Origin of the sequence: Bradyrhizobium sp. DN3, from assembly GCF_041357655.1 — a bacterium.
In the GTDB taxonomy this organism is placed as follows: Bacteria; Pseudomonadota; Alphaproteobacteria; order Rhizobiales; family Xanthobacteraceae; genus Bradyrhizobium.
This window is the reverse complement of the sequence record NZ_JAULLN010000001.1, coordinates 505,718-521,692: the sequence shown is the minus strand read 5'-3', so window position 1 is coordinate 521,692 and position 15,975 is coordinate 505,718. Positions and strand designations below refer to the sequence as shown.

At 63.5% G+C, this 15,975-nt stretch carries 18 protein-coding genes and 1 tRNA gene; 4 read left to right on the top strand and 15 right to left on the bottom strand.

Annotated elements, in window-relative coordinates; translation table 11 throughout:
• Position 1 precedes the first annotated feature (1 nt).
• Positions 2–76, top strand: a tRNA-Gln gene (locus AAE027_RS02325).
• 93 nt (positions 77–169) lie between these two features.
• Here the strand turns inward: AAE027_RS02325 and AAE027_RS02320 are convergent.
• From AAE027_RS02320 to AAE027_RS02275, 10 genes are all read right to left on the bottom strand, one after another.
• Entirely contained in the window at positions 170–718 is a 549-nt protein-coding gene (locus AAE027_RS02320; RefSeq protein ID WP_370984972.1) for a peroxiredoxin-like family protein, read from the bottom strand.
• A gap of 132 nt (positions 719–850) precedes the next feature.
• Complete coding sequence (locus AAE027_RS02315; protein ID WP_370984973.1) at positions 851–1,522, bottom strand: NrsF family protein; 672 nt, start codon at positions 1,520–1,522, stop codon at positions 851–853.
• Positions 1,519–2,151, bottom strand: coding sequence for a sigma-70 family RNA polymerase sigma factor (locus tag AAE027_RS02310; RefSeq protein ID WP_370984974.1), 633 nt, complete (start codon positions 2,149–2,151; stop codon positions 1,519–1,521). Before AAE027_RS02310 ends, AAE027_RS02315 begins: the two co-directional genes overlap by 4 nt.
• Positions 2,148–2,678, bottom strand: a complete 531-nt coding sequence (locus AAE027_RS02305; RefSeq protein WP_370984975.1) for a DoxX family protein — start codon at positions 2,676–2,678, stop codon at positions 2,148–2,150. Before AAE027_RS02305 ends, AAE027_RS02310 begins: the two co-directional genes overlap by 4 nt.
• Positions 2,675–3,463 (bottom strand): HvfC/BufC N-terminal domain-containing protein, encoded by a 789-nt coding sequence (locus AAE027_RS02300; RefSeq protein ID WP_370984976.1) that lies wholly within the window; start codon positions 3,461–3,463, stop codon positions 2,675–2,677. Before AAE027_RS02300 ends, AAE027_RS02305 begins: the two co-directional genes overlap by 4 nt.
• Positions 3,447–4,334 (bottom strand): MNIO family bufferin maturase, encoded by an 888-nt coding sequence (gene bufB / locus AAE027_RS02295; RefSeq protein ID WP_370984977.1) that lies wholly within the window; start codon positions 4,332–4,334, stop codon positions 3,447–3,449. The genes AAE027_RS02300 and bufB overlap by 17 nt, the downstream gene beginning before the upstream one ends.
• A 58-nt stretch (positions 4,335–4,392) precedes the next feature.
• A complete protein-coding gene (locus tag AAE027_RS02290; RefSeq protein WP_091893668.1) occupies positions 4,393–4,761 on the bottom strand; it encodes a BufA1 family periplasmic bufferin-type metallophore in 369 nt (122 codons plus the stop codon).
• Positions 4,762–5,474: 713 nt separating this feature from the next.
• A complete protein-coding gene (gene merA / locus AAE027_RS02285) occupies positions 5,475–6,935 on the bottom strand; it encodes a mercury(II) reductase (protein ID WP_479714200.1) in 1,461 nt (486 codons plus the stop codon).
• A gap of 1 nt (position 6,936) precedes the next feature.
• Positions 6,937–7,230, bottom strand: a complete 294-nt coding sequence (locus AAE027_RS02280; protein WP_091893671.1) for a cation transporter — start codon at positions 7,228–7,230, stop codon at positions 6,937–6,939.
• 22 nt (positions 7,231–7,252) lie between these two features.
• Positions 7,253–7,606, bottom strand: coding sequence for a mercuric transporter MerT family protein (locus AAE027_RS02275; RefSeq protein ID WP_370984978.1), 354 nt, complete (start codon positions 7,604–7,606; stop codon positions 7,253–7,255).
• 151 nt (positions 7,607–7,757) lie between these two features.
• On the opposite strand from AAE027_RS02275, the gene AAE027_RS02270 reads away from it, so the two are divergent.
• Positions 7,758–8,186 carry a MerR family transcriptional regulator gene (locus tag AAE027_RS02270; protein WP_091893673.1) on the top strand — a complete coding sequence of 143 codons (429 nt, stop codon included), beginning with the start codon at positions 7,758–7,760 and terminating at the stop codon, positions 8,184–8,186.
• A 584-nt stretch (positions 8,187–8,770) separates the two neighbouring features.
• Positions 8,771–9,148, top strand: a complete 378-nt coding sequence (locus tag AAE027_RS02265; protein WP_091893675.1) for a PRC-barrel domain-containing protein — start codon at positions 8,771–8,773, stop codon at positions 9,146–9,148.
• A gap of 224 nt (positions 9,149–9,372) precedes the next feature.
• Here the strand turns inward: AAE027_RS02265 and AAE027_RS02260 are convergent, their stop codons facing one another.
• On the bottom strand, positions 9,373–10,254 hold the full coding sequence (locus AAE027_RS02260) for a VOC family protein (protein WP_370984979.1): 882 nt from the start codon (positions 10,252–10,254) through the stop codon (positions 9,373–9,375).
• Between the two features lie 166 nt (positions 10,255–10,420).
• Here AAE027_RS02260 and AAE027_RS02255 point away from each other — a divergent pair, with 166 nt between their 5' ends.
• Complete coding sequence (locus AAE027_RS02255; protein ID WP_370984980.1) at positions 10,421–11,608, top strand: CaiB/BaiF CoA transferase family protein; 1,188 nt, start codon at positions 10,421–10,423, stop codon at positions 11,606–11,608.
• Between the two features lie 34 nt (positions 11,609–11,642).
• Here the strand turns inward: AAE027_RS02255 and AAE027_RS02250 are convergent, their stop codons facing one another.
• From AAE027_RS02250 to AAE027_RS02235, 4 genes are all read right to left on the bottom strand, one after another.
• Positions 11,643–12,323 carry an SDR family NAD(P)-dependent oxidoreductase gene (locus AAE027_RS02250; RefSeq protein WP_370984981.1) on the bottom strand — a complete coding sequence of 227 codons (681 nt, stop codon included), beginning with the start codon at positions 12,321–12,323 and terminating at the stop codon, positions 11,643–11,645.
• 4 nt (positions 12,324–12,327) lie between these two features.
• Positions 12,328–13,542, bottom strand: a complete 1,215-nt coding sequence (locus AAE027_RS02245; protein WP_370984982.1) for a sialidase family protein — start codon at positions 13,540–13,542, stop codon at positions 12,328–12,330.
• On the bottom strand, positions 13,539–14,963 hold the full coding sequence (locus tag AAE027_RS02240; RefSeq protein WP_370984983.1) for a sodium:solute symporter family protein: 1,425 nt from the start codon (positions 14,961–14,963) through the stop codon (positions 13,539–13,541). The genes AAE027_RS02245 and AAE027_RS02240 overlap by 4 nt, the downstream gene beginning before the upstream one ends.
• Before the next feature lie 235 nt (positions 14,964–15,198).
• Positions 15,199–15,921 (bottom strand): DUF72 domain-containing protein, encoded by a 723-nt coding sequence (locus AAE027_RS02235; RefSeq protein WP_370984984.1) that lies wholly within the window; start codon positions 15,919–15,921, stop codon positions 15,199–15,201.
• Positions 15,922–15,975: the final 54 nt, after the last annotated feature.

Sequence of the window (15,975 nt, the reverse complement as noted above, 5' to 3'; positions counted from 1 at the left end):
TTGGGGCGTAGCCAAGCGGTAAGGCAGCGGATTTTGATTCCGCCATTCGGAGGTTCGATCCCTCCCGCCCCAGCCAGTTGATATTGTTCGTCAAATCTCGTTGCTTCATTTGGAAATGGCGCTGTCCACTGTCCGTAGGGCGCCACGGCCCGGCACGCAATCAACATCTCTACACGTCCGTTGCTTCACCGCGCGCCGGATAGTTGTTCTTGAGCACATAGTCGATCGCAGCAAGAATGTCGGAGAAGTGCGGCCGCGCGAACGGCATGGTCTGGACGCTGCCGAAGTACAGCGTGCCGTCCGGTCGGATCAGATACAGCGCCGGTTCGGAGAAGCGCGCGGGCTCTTCCACGCCGGCGGACGTCATGCCGCGCCCTGATGAAATGAACAAGCCCCATCGGCGCGCGACAGCGAGATCGAGTCCATAGCCGATACGTAGCCGCGTCAGTCCCCAGGCTTCCCTGGTCTGCAGTGCCCGTTCCCTCGTATCGGATGATATTGCCACCACGGCTACGCCGCGCTTCTCGAACTCCTCGAGCTTCGATTCCAATTCCCTGAGCTGGGTCTTGCAAATCGGACAGTGAAGGCCGCGATAGAACACGAGAAGCGTGAACTGCTCCGGCTTCTCGCTTGCAGGATCGAAGGCGCCGCCCGAAGCAAGCTCGACGTGGAGTGGTGGCACGGGCTGCCGTGGAAGCAGTGGTTCCGGATTTGTCATGTAGATCATCCTCTAAAGGTGCTTCATGGCTGCGAAGCTGAGGCTCCAGGACTTGTGAGCCCACCCGATCTCTTTCATGCTCTACGCGCCGAAGGGATGCAGCCGCAAACTTCGCCCGAGATGCCAACGAGCTTAGTCCTTCGCATAAAGCGTTCGCGGCGCCACCCATCGGAACATCTTCCGGCCGAAAGCGCCTGCGAGACCGATAAACAGCACCGCCGTGCCGAAGTTCCACATCAGGATCATCATGGTCGCATCGATGATGTGGAAGAGTGACAGCGCGGTTGCCGTGATCGCGGCGACGGCCACGCTTCCCATGAAGATGACGGCGGTCGGACGCAGCGGCGCTGCGTGGCGCAGCATCACCAGCATTGCGAGCGACAATGGCAGGCTGGTGAGCACGAGCGTGGCGAAGCAACGCGCGGCCTCGCCAAGGCTCATGCCGTCAGGACCGATGGCAACCCATTGCGTGAGGCACTGATAGCCGACATTCGAAAGCCAAAGGATGAGCGCGGGCATCGGCAGCAGAAGCCACAGACGCGACCGGTCGGGGAGGCTGACCAGGAAGGCCGCGATGGCCGCGAGCATGCCTGTCAGAGCTGCGGCCGCCATGCTGACGACAAAGGCTGGCTCCTGCAGCCGCTGCATCAGGTCGGGGCGAATCCCCTGACTGACGGCCAGCAGCGTCAGGACGACCGCTGCAAGCAGGAGCCAGCACGCCGCCCGCATCACCGGCGGTCGCAACCGCCGCACCGGCGTGGCGTTTGCCGCAAGGGAGGCAATGAGATCGGATGTCTTGATCACGGTTCGCTCCGGTCGAGCAGCATTTTCCGTAAGCTCTTCAGCGCGCGATGAGCGTTCACCTTCAGAGATGTAACCGACATGCCGCTCACTGCTGCCGCCTCTTTTAGCGACAACTCCTTGAGTTTGAGCAAGCGGACTGCATTCTGTTGGGCAGGAGGGAGGTTGCTGACCGTCGTCTCGAGCTCTCGTTCGTCCAGTCTCTCCCCTAGGTTCGCTGCAGGTTCGCAAAAGGTTTCATGCTCGATTGTCAAAGGAATTTCACGGTTTCTGGTGCGGCCCTGACGGCGCAGCCTATCAATGAAGCGCCGGTTGGCGATTGCGACGAGCCAGGGCGCAAAGGGCCGGGCTGGATCGTAGGTCTGCCGGATCGAATGGACGGTCAGAAGGACGTCCTGAACTGAATCCTCGACATCGCCGAGGTCACGGTGCCGCCGCGCTGCCAGAGCACGCAAGTACGGCGTGATTTCCTGAAGCAGCCGGTGATAGGCGGCTCGATCCCCCTCCTGCGCACGGGCCATCAGGATGGACCAGTCGATGTCTCTGACGAGTGGCGCGGCCTGAGGCGCGCCGCTCTCGTTCTTCCCGACGAGCCTGAGCGATGGTCCGCGGTTGCGCGGGTCGTGCGTCATGGGCGTGCGCTCCGTCCGCCGGGTTGCGTGGATTCCCGCTTCCAGGGCCACGGCAGCTGTTCAAGCCAATGATCGAGCGACAGCAGCCCGGGACCGAGCGCGATAATGGCGAGTGCCAGGCCCGCCCATGGCAGGTGAAAGTTCGCCCAACCCTCCGGCACCACGAGCTGAATGACGCCAGTCATCACGAGAAGAGCCAGAGCGCTGAAGCGGGTCGCAAGACCAACAACGAGCAGAACGGGCAGCACGATCTCGGCGACGCCGTCGAGGTACGCGACTGCGGTCGGGAAGGGGAAATTGTAAGCTTGGCCCCAAATATGCAGCTTGAACTCGTCCTCGAACAGGAACTCGGCTGCCGGCGACAGCGAGAGAAGGCCGTCCCATTTGGTCAAGCCGGATTTGAAAAAGGGCACGGCGAGCGCGATTCTTAGCACCGGTGGAGCCACCACCTGAGCGACGCGGGCGAGCCAATCCGCAAGCCGCCGAGCGGCACTATCGATCGTCGCGATGTTCAGATGCATGCTCATGTCCGCATCAATTCCGGCGCCAGGCTGTAGCCAGCAAAGGCACCCGCGCGCATAAGATCGGCAAGGTTGGCCGAAAGATCGAACCGGGAATTCGCGGTTAAGGCGTCCTCCAGCGCGGCGAGTACCGGCTTTCCGTCGCTCAGCGCCTGGATGAACTCCAAGCTGCCCCTGGGGATCAAACGAACCTCAACGTCGGCGACGGGGCGGACGACCAGGGCATCCTCGCCACCGGCGGCCAGATCGACCGGAGCCGGGATGCCGTCGGCAAGGTTCATTTGCCAGATCGTCAGCGCCGGGAAGTGCGATCGGACCAGACGCAGCGACGGGTGAAGCTCGAGCTGCATCGCGGGCAGCTGGTCCGGAGCGACCGCGCTGAACGTGCCTGGATCGATCGGCGACGCCTCGGGTGCGTGATAGGCCTCTGTCCAGGCGCGCTCGATCCGTGCAACGTCTTCCAAGTAGGGCAGCCCGGCAGCCGGCTCGAAGCTCCGGATGAACTCCGGGAAGCCGGCGCCGTAATCCAGCATGATTGGCGAGCGCGGCGGCTGGACCATGACGTAAGCGCGCGCCATGGCACGAAAGAAGTCGGCGCCTACAATGCGCTGCACCGCCGGGAACGCATCGTCCAAGGCCTCAATGAGGCTGACCGCGACGTTGTTGCGATATACGGCGAACCGCCTCGGGTCTGGTTCACCGTCCGGACCGACAAGACCATGCGGCATCGGCAGCCCTGGATCCAGCAGAGCCGCCGCGAAATCGCGCTGCCTTTCAGCGAGCTGCTGCACGACGTGTGGCCTCCGATCTGGTTGCAAGCATGATGGCCTCGGCGCGCTCGGCCTCGTACTGGAGCGTGGCCCAGGCAGGCACATCGGCGTCCCATTCGATCAAGGTGGGAAGCGGTCCCGTGAGTCCGACTGTATGGGCGTAGAGATCCCAGACGATCTCGTCGACCGGACGATCATGGGTGTCGATCAGCAGTGGCCGGCCCTTGCCGTCGAGATCCATTGTATGGCCGGCAAGATGAATTTCCTGAACGTGTCCGAGCGGGTAGGCCTCGATATACACGACCGGATCCCATTGCTGATTGGTCGAGGCGACGTAGACGTTGTTGACGTCGAGCAAGAGGCCGCAGCCGGTGCGCCGGACCACCTCGGCGATGAAGTCGATTTCCGAATAGGTGCTTTCGGCGAACGCGACGTAGGTCGAGGGATTCTCCAGCAACATCTGCCGTCCGAGGGTGCTCTGCACCTCATCCACATGCTCGACGACGCGGGCGAGCGTCTCGCCGATATAGGGCACGGGCAGCAGGTCATTGAGGAACCCGGTGTCGTGGGACGACCAGGCTAAATGCTCCGAAAACAGGCCCGGTCGGTAGCGAATGATCAGCTGGTTGAGGCGCTTCAGATGCTCCTTATCCAGCGGCCGGTCGGCGCCGATCGAGAGGCCAACGCCGTGGAGCGAGAGCGGGTATCGCTCGCGAACGGCTGACAAATAGCGGTGCGGCGGTCCGCCGGCGCCCATGTAGTTTTCCGCATGAACCTCGAAGAAGCCGATGTCGGGCTGCGTCTCGACAATCGTGCGGTAGTGTGCGGCCTTGAGGCCAACGCCCCCGCGCGCAGGAATGCAGTTTCGCGTGCAAGACAACGCAAGCGGCACGGCAACCTCCAATCAAAGAAGGGGTAAGCGGGCAGTGGATGCCCGCCAACCCACTTCATCAGGCCTTCTTTTCGGTCAGGCTTCCCGGTCCCTTCGGCGTCTGCATGGTCGTGCAGGTGCCCTTGGCCTCGAGCTTGAATGCATTACCCTGGTAGTCGACCGTGCTGGTCCCGGCGCAGGTCGTGCCCGGCCCCGCATAGCAGTCGTTCTGTCCCTTCAGCGCCACGCCGAAGCACTTCTCCATCTTGCCGGATTTCAGCGCCTTTGCAGTCTCGGCCTGCTTTTCCTTCATCATCTTTTCCATGTCGCCCTTCCCCATGTGTTCCATGCCGCCTTTCATCTGTGCGGCGGCCGGGGCGACGGCGAGCGATGCGACGGCTGTGACGAAGGCGCCGGCGACCAGTGCGGATAGGCTGCGATTGGACATATCCATTCCTCCGAATGCGGGTTTGCTGCGCGACAGTACGCGAATTGCTGTTGCGGCGCGCCGAACCGGCCCGCCAATAAGCAAGTTCGCCCCGGGAGGGCGAAAGGTTACATCAGAGGCTTCCCAAGTAGGCCCGGCGGTCGCGGTAGCAGGTCCTTGATCGCATCGCATTAAGACTGACCTCTGCGTCAGAAACTGACTCATTAGTCATTCGCGCGCTCCTCCGTCCATGGGAACGCGTCTTTGTGCCCGGCGTTTCGCTTCTGAGAGTTGAGGTGCAGGGCATGGCCGAAAAGGAGACGCTCTATGTGGAAGAACTTGCTCGCTATGACTGCAGCCATTGGATTTTGCGTTGCGATAGCCGGTCCTGCTGATGCGCAGCGATCTGGCATGGGTATGAGTGGCCAGGGCATGGCCGGTGCGCACACTGGCTTTAGTGCTAGCCGAATGTCTCCGACGGCCACGCACAGACCCATGATGGCGAGAGCGCAAATGCATGGTCCTGCGTTCAGGCCGCCCGGCTGGAGTCATGGAAGGAAGGTCGGTTGGCACTGCCGTGTTGGGACCCGAGGGTGCATCCCGCCCGGCCTGCGTTGATGGAGTGACCGTCCGCCGCCCGTGCACGGGTTCTCTGGCGAAGTGCCTGGAGCATCTGAGCAGGTGGCGAGAGCGTATTCTCTTTCGCCGCCGCCGCGTTCGGGCCTCGACGACGATCACCCAGCGCAGCACGACAATTTGGAAATCTCTTTGCCAAACGACAGCGCTGCGAGCCTGAGGCCTTCGACGGTGGTCAGATAGGGAAAGATCGTCTCGACGAGATCAGCGACAGTCAGGCCCTGTCGGATTGCGAGCGTAGCCGTCTGAATGCTGTCAGCACCTTCCGGTGCGAGGATGTGCGCGCCGAGCAGCCGGTCGCTCCGTGCATCCGACACCAGCTTGATCAGCCCACGGGTATCGCGAGCGGCCATCGCCCGCGGCACCTGGTCGAGACCGATCGTAGAAACGCGCACGTCGTGCCCGGCGTTGCGTGCCGCAGCTTCCGTGAGGCCGACGCTTGCCACTTGCGGGTCGGTGAACACGACGACCGGCATGGCGCGGTTGTCGTAGCGCCGGCTATCGCCATTCAAGGCATTGATCGCCGCGAGCTTGGCGCCATAGGCCGCCATGTAGACGAACTGGTCGCGACCCGTCACGTCTCCGGCGGCGTAGATGCCAGTCCGGGTGGTTCGCATATGCTCATCGACGACGATGCCGCCCTTTGGCGATACGGCAATCCCGTATTCGGCAAGCCCAAGGCCTTCGATGTTGGGTGTGCGCCCGGTGGCAATGAGCGCCTGGTCGGCTTCGATTACTAGATTCTGTTCGCCGCGCGCGACGGTGATCGCGATGCCTTCTCCTGTCTTCCGGATCTCGCGGTAAATAACACCGGCGACGACACGGATGCCCTCATCCACGAAATACTGCGTGAGCGCCGCGCTGATTTCAGGCTCGGCCTCTGGGAGCAGACGGGATCGGCACACCAGCGTCACGGTTACGCCGGCGCGGGCGAACATCTGGGCAAGCTCCGCCCCGACATAGCCGCCGCCGATCACGAGCAGCGACCGCGGCAGAGTCTCGAGATCGAGCGCCGTCGTGCTCGTCAGATAAGGCACGGTGTCGAGACCGGAGATCGTTGGAACTGACGGACGCGCGCCGGTCGCGACAATGATCTTGCTGGCAAGAATGTGCGTGCCATCTACCGCGACCCCGCCGTCCGCAAAACGCGCTGGCCCTTCGCGAAGAGTGATGTCCCGGTAAGCCGGCAGCAGGTCGACATATTTGGTCTGGCGCAGTCCCGTGACGAGCGCGTTCTTCTGGCGAACGGTCTGCCGCCAATCGGTCACCGCGGCCTCAGCCGTGATCCCGGCGAAGCGCGCGGCGACGCGCGCATTGTGGAGTTGTTCTGCGGCACGGATCAATGTCTTCGATGGGACGCAGCCGACGTTGACGCAAGTGCCGCCGATGGTACCTCTGCCGACGAGAGCCACGCGGGCGCCCTGATCGGCAGCCGTGATCGCCGCCGAAAATCCGGCCGAGCCCGCGCCGATGACGACGAGGTCATAGGGGCCATTGCCCGATCGGGGCCGAGATGCCGCACTTTCCGAGGCGTATTGGATCGGCCCCCACTCATCCATCTCAGCCGCCTTTCGGCTTGGCATGCGCAGGATAGCCTGCGTTCAAGCTCGCGGCGGCAATCGTGTCCACATTTGTCTTTGCGTCGTCGAAGGTGACGGTTGCAGTTTTGGCCTCGAATGAGACAGCGACCTTGGCGACGCCGCGCACAGCCGCCATCGACTGCTTCACGATGTAGGGGCAAGAGGCGCAGGTCATGTTGTCGACTGCGAACGTGACTGTGCGCTCGCCGGCAACGGCCTCCGTGCCCGAGATCGCGAGAGCGATCAGGGCGACGACGCCAAAGCTCTTGTTCATGGGGCAGCTCTCCTCTCGGTTCTCAGGCGTCGAGCAGCAGCGGAGCGACATGGCCGAAGGCAAAGGCTGCCAGCACGAGCAGCGTCGCAAGCCAGAGCGCTACCTTAACGATACGATTGGAGATCGGACGGGCACAGATCGCGCCGTCGGCGCAGGTCTGTCCTGGCTTCCAATAAACGAGATAAAACCCATAGCCCAGCACCCCGACCGTCCCTGCCACGAACAGCGGCTGGTAGGGTGCGAGTGCGGTGAGATTGCCGATCCAAGCTCCGCCGACGCCCAGGCTGAACAGGATGAGCGGCACGATGCAGCAGGAGGAAGCCGCAAACGCGCCCAGGATGCCGGCAACGGCAACTAGGCGCTGCCGTCCGACCATGTCTCGTTCTGGCCCGCCGGCGCGGGATGCAGGCGCGATTCTTGTTGTCCCAGCTCGCCAGACGGTCACGTCTTGTCTCTCTCCTTGCTGGATTTTCAGCCGTATCGTAGCATCAGGTCTGTAGCGACTACAGGGTCAAGGAGATTCTCCAATGCGCGGTCACACCGGGGTGAAGAGCATGCAGCGGGCCGAGCTCGCCCAGCGGACGGGCTGCAACCTGGAGACGGTGCGTTATTACGAGAAGGTAGGTCTTCTGCCCGAACTGCCGCGTACGCCGGGCGGCTATCGGAGTTACGACGCGACGCACGAACGGCGTATTCGCTTCATTTTGCGGGCGCGCGAACTCGGCTTCTCGCTTCACGAAATCCGTGAGCTATTACACCTCGTCGATGAGCGCGACCAGCCTTGCACTGATGTGCGCGCGATCGCTGCCGCACACCTCGACGACATAAGGGCGAAGATCGCAGACCTGAGGCGCATGGAGCGTGTGCTCAAGGACGTGGTCGCGCGATGCGCGGACGGCACTCAACCAGAGTGCCCGCTGATCGAAACGCTGTTCCGGGACCGAGCGATGACCTGAACGAAAACGCGCATCTGCGGGCTGCGTCTTATTTGGAAATGACGAGTAAGCTATTGAAATAGCTAGAGCGCATTTTTGACGTTTCTTCCAAATGCGCATTAAAATCACTGAATAATCAAACTGATTTTGATTCCGCCATTCGGAGGTTCGATCCTTCCCGCCCCAGCCAGATCTCCCGCTCAGCCTGAGACCACTCCCGAAATCAGCCTGGCTGGGGAGCTGCCGGGTCTGGCGCGGCCTCGTCACGCAGTGAAGTCGCATCGGAGCGCGACCGGCCGTCCGGGTCTCAGCGCGATGCGCGCTGTCGCTCGAAAGTGTCGTGGCAGACCGACAAAGCCCGCGACGTGGAGGGTGCCTGCACCGTCCTCGTTGGGCGTCCTTTCGTAGCTTCTTTGTCGGCCTGTCGCACGGGCTCTTGTCGCCAGATGTGCGTGCCTCCTCGGAGCGACCAGGGCTGGGTTGTTACAGTCGGTGTCAGCGACGACAGGTTGGTGATCGGCGCTGCGACATGTTCTCCCAAGACAGGAACGCCCTCGGAGCGGCCGAGTTAGGCCGACAAAACCCCTTGTGAAGGAGACAAAGTCATGGCCCGCGCAACAGCACATCCGAATCATCAATGCATCTCGAGCGAAGATGTTCAGGGAACCGAGGTGTACGGTGCAGGTGGAAAGAATATCGGTGAGATTGATCACCTCATCATCGACAAGGTGTCAGGCCGCGTGGCTTATGCGGTCATGAGCTTCGGCGGATTTGTTGGCTTGGGTCATAGCCACTACCCCATTCCCTGGGGCGCTCTGACATATGATACGTCGCTTGACGGTTTTCGGACCAACATCACCGAGCAACAGCTGAAGGATGCGCCTGAGTTCAGCGATGACTCCTGGCAGGATCGAGACTGGGAAACGCGAACTCACCGCTATTATGGGATGCCCACCTATTGGGAAGGGCGAGGTGGCCTATAACGCCAGGCGGCGCGTCGGAAATTTCCAATCGTGAGTGCCAACTGATTTGATCGGCCGGCCCTCATTGGATGCTGTCGGATTTGATCCTGCCGACTGACGCTAGAGCATGATCCGGACCCGAAGGGCCGCGTTAGCGCAAAGTGTGCAGCGGTTTTCCTCGCGACAAACGCCGAACGCGTTTGCGCGGGGATCATGCTCAAACGTTCAGCCAGCGCTCCCTATCCCTATCCCTCATACTGGTCCGGCCCCATTGCCCAGGCCGCCTCGTCGTGCCCGTACGCATAATTCCGGTTGTTGATCGCCGGATTGCGATTGACCATCGGGCGCATGAACATCGGATGGGTGGCGCTGCGCACCTCGTGCTCGACAATGAAGAGGTGCTTGCCGCTGTCGAGGTCGACGATGTCGCAGAACCGGTACTGGTATTGATTGTCCTCGCGGGAGATCAGGCCGCGCGCCAGCAGCTTGCGGTACGGGCCGGAGAAGTCGGTGATGTACATCTGGACATGGTGGCCGTCATAGTCGCTGTTCGGACGATCGGTCTCGCGGAACAGCAGATGCTGGTCGCGGCCCGTCTTCACCGCGGCAACCTTGCCGTCGCCGTTCCGCAAGTCGGCGGGCATGCCCATGACTTCAGGATAGAACGCGCAGATGCCGGCTGCGCAGCCCACCGGCACGTCGAACTCGACATAGGGAATGCCGAGCGCGATGCGCCCGAAGCGCGCAGCGTCTGGCTCGTAGCAGCGCAGGCGGTTGCCCCACGGGCAGGTCGCCTCGACATGGTCGTTGCGCTCGGCGAATGCGAAGGCCGTGCCCTCGAGCTTCTTTGCGACCGATGCGAGCCGCGCCAGCAGCGCCTCGCGGCCCGCGATGACCAGCCCGATATGGCCGCGCAGCACCTGCGGCCTGCCGCTCGGCAAATGAAACTGGCTTCGCCCGGCATTGATCCACATGTTGGTCACCATCAGATAGGGATCGCGGGTCAGCCCGAGGCCCGTGACGTAGAACCGGGTCGCCAGGCGCTGATCCGGGACCTGGACGTTGACGTGCTCGAAATGGATCGCATTCCCGAGATCTTCGGCTGATCGATCGAATGGCTGTGGCATGGATGTGTGCTTCTGGCTGGGGGATCTAGGGGCAATACTAGAGCAGAATTTCCGTCCGCCGAAACTGGTCGCCGTTCACATCTTGCGGGCTGGGCATCATGTCCATTGCCGCCTTGCTGTGGCGGGCAGTCCCTGTAATCTGACGAAAACATTGGGGAAGGGATCGATGGGAGGAGTTCTCGAAGGCGTCCGCGTTCTCGATTTCGGGCGTTATATCGCAGGTCCCTATTGCGCGACATTGTTGGCCGAATTCGGCGCCGAGGTCATTCGCGTGGAAAAGCGCGACGGCAGCGAGGACCGCTTCGTGGCGCCGGTGGGCGAGGATGGCGAAGGCGCGCTGTTCCTCCAGGTCAATCGCAACAAGAAGTGCATCACGCTCGATCCGATGAAGGTGGAGGGGCAGGAGGTGATGCGCCGCCTGGTTGCCACCGCCGACGTGGTCGTCGCCAATCTGCCGCCGCAGACCCTGCGCGCGATGAAGCTCGATTACGAATCTTTGAAGGCGGTCAAGCCCGACATCATCCTGACCACGGCCACCGCGTTTGGCGGGCCGGGGCCCTGGTCCGACCGCGTCGGCTTCGACGGCGTCGGGCAGGTCATGTCGGGCTCGGTGTACATGACGGGCGCGGGCGATCCGCCGTATCGGGCCGCGGTGAACTGGGTCGATTTCGGCACGGCGCTGCACTGCGCGTTCGGAACGCTCGCCGCGCTGATCGAGCGCGGCAAATCCGGGCGCGGGCAGATCGTCGAGGGCGCGCTGCTCGCAACCGCCTTGTCCTTCACCAATGCCACGCTGATCGAGCAGGCGGTCATATCAGTCAACCGCGTGCCGACAGGCAATCTCGGCCAGACCGCGGCTCCAGCCGACATCTACCGCACCCAAGACGGCTGGGTGCTGTGCCAGGTCACCGGTCATCCGCTGTTCAAGCGTTGGGCGAGGCTGATGGGCGAGGAAGAGCAGTGGCTGAACGATCCGCGCTTTGCCGACGACATCAGCCGCGGCAACAACGGCCCCATCATCAGCGAGCGGATGGCGCGCTGGTGCGCCGAGCGCACCACGCAGGAGGCCGTCGACATGCTGGGACGAGCGATGATTCCGACCGGACCTGTCCTCAGCCCGCAACAGGCGCTGGACCATCCGCACATCCGTGCCGCCGGCTTCATGCAGGACGTCGATTATCCCGGCCTGCCGAAACCGGCGCCGGTCGCCCGCGCCGCCGTCCGTCTGTCGGAGACGCCGGGCGACATCGCAACGCGCCCGCCGACCCTTGGCGAGCACACCGCTCTCGTCCTGGCTGAGCTCGGCTACGACGAGGCCGCGATCGCGGCGCTCCGGCAGGGCGGCATCATCTAGCTATCATGCTGCAAGCTCCGGGATGGCGGAGCATTCAAAGCGAGCTGCCGCCGCAGATGACCAGCTGCTGTCCGGTGATGGCGGCGGCTTCCGCCGAGAGCAGGAAGGCGACTGCGCCGGCAACTTCCTCGGGGCGGATGTAACGGCCGATTGGCGGCAGTTTTGGCGCAACATCGGCGCGCGAGGGATCCTTCAACATCGGCGTCTCGGTCGCAGCCGGCGCAACGACATTGACGGTGATACCGCGAGGTGCGAGCTCGATTGCCCAGGACCGCGCGAGCGCCACCAGCGCCGCCTTCGTCGCGGCATATTGTCCGCGGCCGGACGCACCCGATGCGGTGCGGCTGCCGATGAAGACGATGCGCCCTCCTTTCGCCAGGCGCGGTACCAGCGCGTTGGCGAGGCGCTCGGCGGCGTCGACATGCAGCCGCCACATCGCCGCTCCCTCCTCGTGGTCGAGCGACCCGAGGCGGCCGACCCTCAGCATGCCGGCGGCATGAACCAGCGCGGTCGGCGCGATGCCCGCGACGGCGTCCGCGATGGCCTCGACGTCGGCAAGGTCGAGCGACACATGATCGAAGGCCGGATGCTCGAACGGTCCGGCCCGCCGGCTGATCCCGGTGACGCGCCAGCCGTCGCGCAGCAGCCGCTCGACGATCGCAGCGCCAATCCCCGAACTGGCGCCGGTGACGAGGGCGTGAGGCCGCTTGTCCACGATCTCAGTCCCGGGCGCCGCTCATCACCCATGGCTCGGTCACGCGCACATATTTGATGGCGCGGCGGTGGAAGGTGAACGCCATGTGGAGCGCGCCGTCGGCGGTCTCTTTGACGGAAGGGTAGGATAGCTCGCGATTGCTTTGCTCGCGCGAATTGTTGGTCATGCAATAGCCGTCGCCGGTCTCGACGTTGCGCCTGGTCCAGCTCCGTCCACCGTCGGCCGAGACCGCCAGCGTCATCGGTGCCCGCGGCGCGCCCCAGAACGCGGTGCGGCCGTCGACCTTGCTACCGTCACCGGCAAGAACCGGCGGCAGGTCGTCCTCGATCTCGTCATACAGCGAGAGGCGGCGGTCGGTCGCATCTTTGGCGCTCGAGTCGTTGAACACGAGTGCGAGATGGCCGTTCACGAGCCGCGTAAACTGGATAGATGAGTTGTTGTTGGCAAGCGCGGTCGCAACCGGCGCCGACCAGGTGCGGCCGTGATCCGCGGATCTGCTCTGATAGATGTTGTCGGCCCAGCGGCTGCGATACAGCGCGAGCAGCGAGCCGTCGTCGAGGCGCGCGATGCACATATGCACGCAGCCGCGGCTGCCGGGGACGTCGACGTCTCGCCAGGTCGCGCCGGCATCGGACGAGATCTTCACCGCGCTGGTGTCCTCGTCGCCGTTCCATTTCCGGCCCGGCGTGCTGTGGCAATAGAACACTGGCAGCAGCCAGTCGCCATTGTCGAGCACGACGACCGGCTGGCGGATGAAGGTGCCGCGGCCGCGCTGCTCCGGGAACAGCGTCTCGATCGGGCCCCAGCTCTTGCCGTTGTCACGCGAGAGACGGCGGCGGATCAGCGCGGTGTCCTGGTTTCCGGCGAGCTGAGCCGTCCACATCAGCCACAGCGTGCCGTCGGGAGCGGAAAACAGCACCGGGTTCTGCTCCGAACGTCCCTTGTCATCGGAGAGCTTTTCAGCCGGCGACCACCGCATCGCGCCACGGGGTAGGCGTGAAAAGTAGATGGAGATATCCGACATGCCCTCCTGCGTGCCGCCGAACCAGACGCAAGCCAGATCGCCGTCCGCGAGCGGCATGAGATTGGCGGCGTGGTTCTGCACGCAAGGCGAGGGAATGAAGGCGTCGAACCGCTCGGGATCATCGGCAACCGGGCGGACGACGCCATCGGCGACGATCTCCATGTCGGCGATCACGATCTCGGTATCGATGATCATGTCGAGGTCCTTTCCATCAAAGCGTTTGGTTGTGTCGCCGGGGCGGTGGGCGAGCGGCCCAGCACCAGGCGCTCGATCGCCATCACGACCAGCGGCGTCACGGCGGCGACGTACATGTTGTCGATGCCGAACGGGTTGCCCAGCAGGTACCAGACCGTGGTCGACACCGCCGCGCCGATCAGCCCGGCCGTGGCGCCGCGGTTGCTGGCAAACAGCGGCAGATAGAAGCCCATCATCGCCACCATCGTGATCGACAGGCGCAGTGCGCGCGTGAAGAACGACAGCTTGAGGATTTCTGGAACGAAGAAGACGAAGACCAGCGGCACAATGCCGATCAGCACCGAGAACACGCGGGTCATCTTCAGCTCGCGCTCCGGCGTCGGCTTCCAGTAGGGAACGTAGAAGTCGCGCACCACGAGCGAGGCGATCGCGAGCGCCACCGTGCAGACGCTGACGAAGATCGAGGCGACGAGCGAGGTGGTCACGAAGGCCGAGGCCAGCGGCGGCATCTTCTCGAGGAACACCGGCAGGGCGTAGAGGCTGTTCATGTCAGGGTAGAGGAATTTCGCGGCGACACCGATCAGTGCGAGGAGGATGCCGAGCGGCAGGCAGAACGCGGCGGCATAGAAGGTCGCCTTGCGGGCGTCGTCGGCGCTCGGCGTCGAGGAGATCGCCTGGACAATGAACTGCGTCGAAAAGATCGCGCCGACCGTGCCGAAGGTCCAGGCGAAGATGGTCGCAAAGCCGATCTTGCCGTCCCAGCTGAAATAGTGCGCCGGCAGCTTGGCCTGCATCGGCGCAATCCCGCCGGTCAGCGACATCGCCACCGCAAAGATGATGAGGATGCCGACGACCTTGAAGGCGCTGTGCAGGATCGTCACCCAGGCGACGCCCTTCAGCCCGCCGAACACGTAGTAGTAGGTGCTGACGACAGCAATGACGCACATCGCGATCGGCAGGCTGACATGCAGCGCCGTGGCGATTGCGGCTGCCCCGCTGACGTAATTGCCGACATTCACCAGCAGCAGGGCGTAGATCATGATCACCGATACCGTGAGCATGGTCGACTTGCCGTATTTCTGCGCGATCGCGGCCGAGATGGTGTACTCGCCGGAATTGTAGAGCTTCTTCACCATCAACAGCCCGAACAGCAAGAAGCCGATCGAGGCGCCTAGCACGGCCCAGCCTGCCGCGATGCCCGACTGGAAGGCCTCCTGCGCCGTGCCGACGGTCGACTTGGCCCCAACGAATTCGGACATCATCAGCACGCCGACGACGACGGCCGGCATTGCGCGCGCGCCGGTCATGAACTGCTCGCTGGTTCGGCTGCGCAGTTTCAGCGTGAGCCAGGACGTGAAGGCGATATAGGCGACGATCATCGTGATGATGAGCGTGCTCTCGCCGTTGAGGATGGCTTGCATCGTTGGCGTTTCCTCTGGTGACGGACGCGGTGTTGTGAGCCCGCTCTGGTCCGAGCAAAATGTTCGGAATGCGAACAATTGTTGTCAGTGACTATTAGACCTCTCAAGTCGCCTTGCGTCAAGCGCAGGGGCGCGCCGCGAGGTCGGAACGCGCGGGGTCAGCGGATGTCCGTTCCCTTCGTCAACGGCTGGAATCAAGAGGTCGAGCTATGCGCGGCGAGCCGGCGTCCGCCTGCTACAGCAATTTCTTCAACGCCCGTGCATCGGCCGGTGCCGCGCTCTTCTGGTCGTTGTCGAAATAGACATAGACGTCGCAGCCCTGCCGCTTCCACGATTTGATCCGCCGCGCCCATTGCGCGAGCGTGGCTTTGGTATAGTGCCCGTGATAACGCCCGCTCGGCCCGTGTCCGCGCACATAGACGAAATCCGCCGTGCGCTTCCATGGTGCCGGCGCATCGTGATGGTCGGACAGGCACAGCGAGATGTTCTCGTCGGCCAGCATTCGCAGAATGCGCGGCTGATACCAGCTCGGATGACGGAATTCGAAGCTGTAGCGCCGCCTCCGCGACAACAGCTTGAAGAAGGCGGCGAGGCGGTCGGCGTCCGCCTCGAATTGCGGCGGGAGCTGGAACAGGATCGGGCCGGCCTTGCCGCCCAGCCGTGAGATGCGATCCTCCAGCAGCTCGAGGCTGTTGACGGAGCGGCCCGACAGGCGCTTCCAGTGCGTGATGAATTTCGACGCCTTCCAGGCGAAGACGAAATCGCGGCCGGTCTGCTCCCGCCACCCTTTCACCGCCTCCGGCGTCGGCGTGCGGTAGAACACGCCGTTCAGCTCGGTGGTGTCGAACTGTCCGGCGTAGTAGCGCAGCTGCTCCTTCAGCGTCACGCCCTCGGGAAAGAACGGGCCTCGCCAGGAGGCGTAGTGCCAGCCGGAGGTGCCGATCAGAACGCGCGCCATCTTTTGCGTGCCATCCGTTGCCGTTTGCCGGAAGGGAACGTCCGTGCGGCCGAT